The following is a 1,641-nucleotide window of genomic DNA, read 5'->3' as shown; positions in this document are numbered from 1 at the left end:
ACCTGCATGCTGCGGGTGTTGATGTTGGCCGAACCGTGGGTGGTGAACACGTCATTGACGATCATCAGCTTGGAGTGGATATAGACCGGCATCCACGGTTTCCCAGCCGGTGAATCGGGCGCAACCAGCGAGCACACGTGGATTTTCAGGCCCGGTACCTTCTGCGGCACGATTGTGCTGTTCTGGACGTCCTCGATTTGCCGATCAAGTTCGGCCTGCCAGTTAGCCAATTCCCTCTTCCCTGCGTGATCACGCAGATCAGGTTGCGGTTGGGGTGGGGCATCTTTTTTGATCTTTTTGATCAGCCGCAGCTTGGTGACCTCGGGAATGGTCTCGGCGCGTCCAAGGCTGTCGAGCATGCGCTGGGTGTTCACCGTGCCCGCGCCAATGCCATCGTCCGTGGCATTGGTGATCACGAACAGGTGTAAGGCGCCATGCAAGCCAGGATCGCGTCCCGCGCCGGTCTGGTCGGCCGCGGCCTTTTTGATGGCTTCGGCCAGCGGTGGCCAGCGAAAGTACTGGTTCTCGATGTAGATGAACTGGGTCGCGTTGTTGACCGCTTTCAGGTAAGCCCTTTCGATATCGCGCTTGCCCGACTGCGCCTGGGTGCGTAGCAGTTGGGCCAGTTGGCGAGTGGCACCGGGGGTGCATTTCAGGTGCGGTCCCACCTGTTTGGCCTGGCGAGAAATGAGCAGGTCCTCGCCGGTTTCCTTACGCCAGGCGCTGGCGAAGTTATGGTGCAGGTGTTCCAGAATCGGCCCGCTGATCTGGCTGGAAATATCCTGGCGTGGGGTATTGCCACGCGGGCCGCTATTGGGGGCAGGCTTACTATCCTCGGAGCGGTTCAGCGCCGAGTGCGCGTTGGTGTCCCAGTATTCGTCGAGCATGTTGTGGCCCATGACGAAACCGACGGCGCAATCCGGCAGGCCATAGTCGACCAGCACACTCTTTTGGTGATGGGTGGCTGTCCACCTCAGTGTGTGACGCATCTTGTCACTGATCTCGCGATCGAGGCCTTCGTATTTCACCTCATGGGCAATTTTGGCTCTTTCATTCAGGTCGAAACCGCGACTGACAAACACCGGAAGCCCACTCGCTCCCTGCTGAGCCGCCTTGTCGTCCGCGACCGCACATTCGGCAAACCACCGGCGGTCCTCGTCGTATTGCGCCTGAGTAGAACGTTGCATGGCTCGGTCCTTGAGGCGAACCGTACCTTTACCGGGCAGGTTCGCCTCACCGGCGAAACCCGCGAGGTTGAGCGGCATTTCCCATCCCAATACGCGCACCTTGACTCCCTCCCGAGCCTTGGCCTTGAGCAGTTCGCCGATACTCGGGGCTTTACCGTCGCGAATGAAATACATCGACGGCTGAAAGCCCCAACAGATGATGTCGATGGTTTTAGTGGCTCGGGCAATCGCCAGATGCACGGCCTTGAAGGTTTCTTCGCCGTTGATCAACGGCTGATAGGTGGCCTCCATGGGGTGATATTCACTCCTCTGCACGTACCAGGGCGCGCTGCAGGTCACTTGTTGGGAGTGTTTCAGGGCAACGGGGACAACGATGTCAGGGTCGGTCATGAGGTTTTCCCTTCCGGGTCACTGATTGGGCTTATCACCGCGGCGTACAGGACGCGGTGATCGG

General features: G+C 59.3%; 1 protein-coding gene. It reads right to left on the bottom strand.

Going from position 1 to position 1,641, the window contains the following annotated elements; all coding sequences use genetic code 11:
* Nucleotides 1-1,577, bottom strand: a 1,577-nt coding sequence (locus tag AWM79_RS01420; protein WP_060783925.1) for a phospholipase D-like domain-containing protein, incomplete at its 3' end; no start/stop codon positions are given.
* Nucleotides 1,578-1,641: the final 64 nt, after the last annotated feature.

The sequence above is a fragment of the Pseudomonas agarici genome, from assembly GCF_001543125.1.
Classification (GTDB): domain Bacteria; phylum Pseudomonadota; class Gammaproteobacteria; order Pseudomonadales; family Pseudomonadaceae; genus Aquipseudomonas; species Aquipseudomonas agarici.
This window is presented reverse-complemented; position numbering and strand designations above follow the sequence as displayed.